This is a genomic window from Siminovitchia jepli, from assembly GCF_047228825.1.
Classification (GTDB): domain Bacteria; phylum Bacillota; class Bacilli; order Bacillales; family Bacillaceae_C; genus Siminovitchia.
Window position 1 is genome coordinate 1 of record NZ_JBFEGN010000142.1, and the last position, 5751, is coordinate 5751.

7 protein-coding genes and 2 pseudogenes are annotated in these 5751 nt (G+C 37.0%); 8 read left to right on the forward strand and 1 reads right to left on the reverse strand.

The annotated features are described in order from the left end of the window. Nucleotides 1–74: 74 nt before the first annotated feature. The 7 genes and pseudogenes from AB1L08_RS21365 to AB1L08_RS21395 all read left to right on the forward strand — a co-directional run bounded on the left by AB1L08_RS21365 (nucleotide 75) and on the right by AB1L08_RS21395 (nucleotide 4869). The gene (locus tag AB1L08_RS21365; RefSeq protein WP_413066630.1) at nucleotides 75–359 is read left to right on the forward strand and encodes a BtrH N-terminal domain-containing protein; all 285 of its coding nucleotides are present in this window, start codon (nucleotides 75–77) and stop codon (nucleotides 357–359) included. A 55-nt stretch (nucleotides 360–414) separates the two neighbouring features. Continuing rightward, nucleotides 415–792, forward strand: a complete 378-nt coding sequence (locus AB1L08_RS21370; protein ID WP_326168750.1) for a DUF4872 domain-containing protein — start codon at nucleotides 415–417, stop codon at nucleotides 790–792. 446 nt (nucleotides 793–1238) lie between these two features. Beyond that, on the forward strand, nucleotides 1239–1400 hold the full coding sequence (locus AB1L08_RS21375; protein WP_018705595.1) for a helix-turn-helix transcriptional regulator: 162 nt from the start codon (nucleotides 1239–1241) through the stop codon (nucleotides 1398–1400). Then, nucleotides 1342–1755 (forward strand): annotated as a pseudogene (locus tag AB1L08_RS21380) (metal ABC transporter ATP-binding protein); the annotation flags it as partial. The gene AB1L08_RS21375 and the pseudogene AB1L08_RS21380, both read left to right, overlap by 59 nt. After that, entirely contained in the window at nucleotides 1731–2573 is an 843-nt protein-coding gene (locus tag AB1L08_RS21385) for a metal ABC transporter permease (protein WP_413066631.1), read from the forward strand. The pseudogene AB1L08_RS21380 and the gene AB1L08_RS21385, both read left to right, overlap by 25 nt. 433 nt (nucleotides 2574–3006) lie before the next feature. Further along, nucleotides 3007–3408 carry an Rrf2 family transcriptional regulator gene (locus AB1L08_RS21390; RefSeq protein ID WP_041846871.1) on the forward strand — a complete coding sequence of 134 codons (402 nt, stop codon included), beginning with the start codon at nucleotides 3007–3009 and terminating at the stop codon, nucleotides 3406–3408. A 546-nt stretch (nucleotides 3409–3954) separates the two neighbouring features. Next, complete coding sequence (locus tag AB1L08_RS21395) at nucleotides 3955–4869, forward strand: NAD(P)/FAD-dependent oxidoreductase (RefSeq protein WP_220156905.1); 915 nt, start codon at nucleotides 3955–3957, stop codon at nucleotides 4867–4869. 371 nt (nucleotides 4870–5240) lie between these two features. Here AB1L08_RS21395 and AB1L08_RS22635 read toward each other — a convergent pair. Further along, a pseudogene (locus tag AB1L08_RS22635) lies at nucleotides 5241–5336 on the reverse strand (hypothetical protein); the annotation flags it as partial. A gap of 42 nt (nucleotides 5337–5378) precedes the next feature. Here AB1L08_RS22635 and AB1L08_RS21405 point away from each other — a divergent pair. Beyond that, on the forward strand, nucleotides 5379–5751 hold a 373-nt coding region (locus AB1L08_RS21405), incomplete at its 3' end, for a VanZ family protein (protein WP_413066632.1).

Here is a 5751-nt window from a genome sequence, read left to right on the forward strand (position 1 = left end):
TATAGAATATTCTGAAATATGCCTTCTAAAATTAGAAGTTCATTGTCACCGCCCTCTGAAAGCGTGCTTTCTTTTTGCGGGTATATACGAAAAAAGGGAACATCGCAAAAAGCTTAGTAGACTTAAAGCTTGACAGTTATTACTTGGATTATTTCACTAATAAGGTACAATTTGCTGGTCATTATGTGGCAATGTATGGATATGACGACAGTTTTGCCTACCTGATTGATACAAAGCAACAGGGGGGAATGGTAAAAACAAGTCTTGAAAATTTGGCATTGGCAAGAAACGAAAAAGGTCCAATGTCTCAAAAAATCTGTCTTATACCATTAAGAAAAAAGAGGATATGCCAAATTTAAAGGTTGTGATTATAACAGCAATCAAAAATAACGCTTTAGATTATAAGAATCCCCTATCAAAAATTTGGGCTATAAAGGTATTAAGAAAACAATTGTAGAGATTAAGAAGTGGTTTGAGAGAAGTGAAAATATTGAGGATGATTTAGTTTTAGCAGCCACACTAATGGAGCGAGGGGGAACTGGAGAATCCCTATTTAGAAATATGTATAGAGATTTCTTAAAAGAATGTTTGAGTATAGTTGATTATACTCCTTTACAAAATGGATATATTCTATTTACTAAAATCGCACCTATGTGGGAGGAGGTATCTAAGCTTATTAATAAGGCTGGAGAGACTCATGAATTACTATTCCTAAATCAGGCTTCTGATATTCTTTTAGAGTTATCAAACAAAGAATATGAAGCAATGAATCAACTATCAAGAATCTGTTGACTGCGATGCTTTCAAAAAATGAGTTTTAGAAAAGTGGATTCATGATTCTTGTTCCATTGGGGGGGATTGGGAACGGCTTCATACTGCCTTTGTTGCACCTCCTTTGGGCTCCCGTACATCTTTCGCAGCGGCCGGATGCGGCTTCTTACCGTATTTTCCCCAACTTCAATTTCCGGATCGTGCTCCTTTAGCCAGTCCCATATTTGAGTAGCGGAGAGGTCGGGGTATTCCCTCTGATTCTGGCAATGTATTGTTAAGGTATGAGTTGAAAAAAAGATATAGAAAATATCGACTACTTGCTGTGCTAACAGGTTATGAAAATTGACTAATTTGTTTGGTTTATGTTGGTATGATTTATTACGTAAAGGCAACTGTCTGGATCGAGCGCAAAATGACAGGATTTAGAGAAGTTAATAAGGTAACATGCCATTAAAGGAGTGAACCATATGGCACTGGTAGAATCATTACAAAAGACAATCGAATACATGGAAGCCCATCTGCTGGATGACATCACGATCAAAGACATTGCTGAACAAGCTCATCTATCTCCCGAGCACTGTACTAGAACTGGTGCAGTCAGGGCGTTTTCAAAGAGGCAAATGGTTTAAAAGGTTAGATAAAGAAGATAAAGGGCATGTTCGTCGTTCCCTTGAATCAGTGGGAATGTGGGAGATGCGTCATAAAAAGATAGGGGAATTATCAGGTGGACAAAAGCAGCGGATATCAATTGCTCGTGTGTTCTTAACAGATCCAGATTTGTTTATATTAGATGAACCTACAATTGGAATGGATGTACGTTCACGTAATGAATTTTATAAATTATTGAAGCACAATAGTACAGAGCATGACAAGGGTATCTTAATGGTTACACACGATCATGAAGAGATTCGTCACTACGCTAATAAACACATTGAGTTGATACGGAAGGAGGACTCACCTTGGAGATGTTTTTCTATGGATTGATGCAAAGAGCTTTCCAAGCTTCATTTTTAATCTCATTAATCACTCCAATATTAGGATTGTTTTTGGTATTGCGTAGGCAATCACTAATGGCAGATACTTTATCCCATGTCTCGTTATCTGGGGTAGCGCTTGGTCTGTTAATTGGCATCAATCCGACATGGACCAATATTCTCGTGGTAATCATTATCGCAACTCTGCTTGCATTTTTGCGTCAAATTTATCGCACATATTCTGAAATTTCGATTGCCATATTAATGTCTGTCGGAATGGCAGTAGCGCTTGTCCTGATGGAAATAAGTGCTGGTGGAATTACATTAAGTGTAACGCAATTTCTATTCGGTTCTATTGTTACTATTCACAAAGAACAAATATGGATGTTACTAGGATTAACGATAATTATCGGATTATTATATTTAATATATCGAAAACCTATGTATGTTCTTACATTTGATGAGGAAACAGCTTTTACAGCTGGCCTGCCTATTAAAACGATGTCGATTTTGTTTAATGTGTTAACAGGGGTCACAATAGCAGTAATAATGCCGATTGTCGGGGCTTTACTTGTCTCAGCCATTATCATTTTACCTGCAGCTATATCGCTTCGTTTAAGCAAAAGCTTCTACGGTGTCATATTAAATGGAATGGTCATTGCACTTGTCGGCATGTTAAGTGGTTTAGTCGCTTCTTATGAATTGGGTACACCACCAGGCGCTTCCATCACAATAATTTTAATGTTGATTTTTGCAATCATAACACTTGCAAAGTACATGTTACATTACTTGAAATTTGATAGACTATTTAATAAAAGTCAAGGCTAGAATGAAATAAGCAGAAAAGACAAATCGAGTTTACATCGTAGAATTGTTATTTCAAATAATAAATTCCAAAACTCTACTTAATTCACAATGTATGAAAATCATTGAAGCCTTCAAACCAAATATATAAATAATTATAAAAAAGAACTAAAAGAATATTTCTACAAGCTATTATTAGAAAGAAGGATAGGTTATAAGCTGTTATATTAAGTTGGGGGCATAGATTGACAATATCGTAGTAATGTGTCTGCATAATAATATATAAGAGAAGCATTACCATTCATAACGAGAGAAATGGGGTTTTATAGTCACGATTAGAGCATTTTCAAGAAGTTCGACTAGCTGCTATAATATAATAGCCCATGCATTATACTTGGAGTTTAACAACATTCAAGTTATTATAGATAAATAAAATCCTTAATTAGGGTGATGATGAATGAAGTTTTCAAAGGCTACAGATTATGCTCTACATACGATGCTTTTTCTTACTGCAGCGACTCCGGATAAACCTGTTGGCGTTCAGCTGCTTGCTGAGAAGCAAAAGGTGTCACCAACTTATCTGTCCAAGATACTGACCAAGCTAGTAAAGGCTGGTATGATTGAATCCATAACAGGAGTGAATGGTGGATACAGGCTGAAACGAAATTGGGGAGATATTTCATTTCTTGACATTATTCATGCGATTGAGGGATCAGCCTCTTTGTTTGATTGTAGTTTCGATCACGGGCCAGATTGTCCGATTCAAAAAGTAGTATTGGCAGCAGAGGAAAAAATGGAAGAGCATTTGAGAAATAAAAAAATGTCCGATCTTGTGCAGGAAATGAACATCGTTTTCTAGCACATATTCTTTCAACCAATTATAGATAATATATATCTCTAAAATCTTTAATGAAATTATAAAAAAATTAGGAGATTCAAAAAATGAACATGTATAAAAGTACCGTATAAGTTGATTCAAGATACAGCGATCTTTAATCCGGTATTGTAAAACGATGTCCCCGAAAGATTATAGGAAAAAAATCGAAAGTTAAGGAGGAGTTTCTGTACGTAGTCTGCATATTCATATCGCTAACTGTCATCGAATTTTACTGGGGATTTATGACTGAAAAATCCATATACAGAGAAAATCAGCGCCTATCGATGGTGTTTCAAAGATGTGCGAATTATTTAAAAGTCAAATGAGCTAGTGGATGAGTTCTTATGTAAGGAGGTGATGCCAACATGTAATGTAATCATCGTAGCACAGTTAGAATACAGTATAAACTGAATTATGGTTATTTTCAGTAGTACTGGTTAGGTCTTAACAACATATGAGATGTACAGAGTAATTATTGGGCGTATACACATTTGGAAAGTTAATCTAATAAGAGGAAGTGAGTTAATCATGAAGGAAGTTGATGTTGTTATTATTGGAGGAGGTCCTGCTGGTTTAAGTGCTGGACTTATATTAGGACGAGCTAGGAAGAAGACATTGATTATCGATGAGGGGCAACCGCGTAATGCAGTCACCAGAGAGGCTCATGCCTTTTTAACACGTGATGGCATTAGCCCACATGAATTTAGAAATATTGCAAAAGAACAGCTTCGCACGTATCCGTCGGTTTCCCATTTGGAAGATACAGTCGAGTTGATAGTAGGTGAAGATGGACAATTTTTGTTGGAAACTGCTTCAGCGGTGAAGATAGCCGCAAGAAAACTGTTGTTTGCTATCGGAATGAAGGATCGTGATCTTGATATACCAGGGTTGGCGGAGGTCTATGGTAAGAGTGCGTTTGTATGCCCGTATTGTGATGGCTGGGAACTAAGGGATCAGCAATTAGTTGTCATAAACAGAGGAGCGACATTAATGCATTTTGTCCCATTGCTTTCTGGGTGGTCGAAGCAGTTAGTAGTTTGTACAAATGGTCCTGATGAATTGAGTGAAGCAGAACGTGAAGAATTGCGTGCACATAATATCCCGGTATTCAATACGCCAATTCATTCAATCCAATCAAATGAGGGCATGGTAAACCATGTTAAGCTTGAAGATGGAACAGAAATTCCGTGCACAGGAATTTTCTTCAAATCAGAATTGGTAATTGGATCGGAATTGCCAGTCGCACTTGGTTGCCGTATATCGGATACAGGAATAATTGAAGTCGATGAGTTTGGAAAAACAAGTGTACCTGGTGTTTATGCAGCGGGGGATGCAACTACACACTTGCACCAATCTATTGTTGCAGCTGCTTCAGGCGCTGTATCCGCAACCGCAATAAACGGAGAATTAAATCGAGAAGAATGGCAGAAGAGCAACGTTTGATTCAAATTCTAAATATATTTATGAAGAGGACCTTAAATTTATAATGTACCCTTTGTAAAAGACACTTTTATAAGGCCGAGCTACTTGAAGAAAGTGATTCCAGCACTATGAAATACTCCTCATTACCATTTATGAATCAACTCTTTAGAAAAGGTGGCAGGGTCACTCCTGCACGATTTGCCACTGTGCAAAATGGTCCTAAAACAGGTCTGTCAATAAATTTGTGGAATTGACCGTAAAAATATTTAGTCGGTGTGGAGGATAATCCTGTCCACGAAGCGGATAGACAACCAGAGGTGCGATTATTTCCACAAAAAAGGAGCCATTCCTTCTTTAAACTGTACCCTTTGTAAAGGACAATCATAAAAAAGCTAGGCAGACTTAAGAAGGTGATCTCTGTATTGAATAGGGGTCATCTTTTTTAGGTTCCATTGATATCTGTAACGGTTATAGTAAATCATGTATTTTAAACATGACTTTTGATACACTGTTTCAGGAGGTGTTTTTATATGACTGCCAAGGGCAAAATAACATTGCCACAAAAACGTACAGTTATTTTTACCGTAACTATTCTTTATACTATTTTGATACTATATTTTATTTTTTTCGCTTTCGGCAGAATAGGTGCATCTGCAAGCACGACTGGGGTCACCTTTATTTTTTTTCCGATTGAGTTCTACCATTTGCCAAAGATTTCTGATTTTCTGCATCCTACTCTGATGGATTTCGTAGATCTAGGAAATGTGGCAGCCTTTATTCCATTCGGCATATTGATTCCATTGTTATTCCGTGTGAAGTTTATTCGTTTATCCCAAATTACGAAAGTAAATTTGCCGAAAACTAATTCAGCGCTCTTTTGGGAACAATTTACAAATCTGGGTA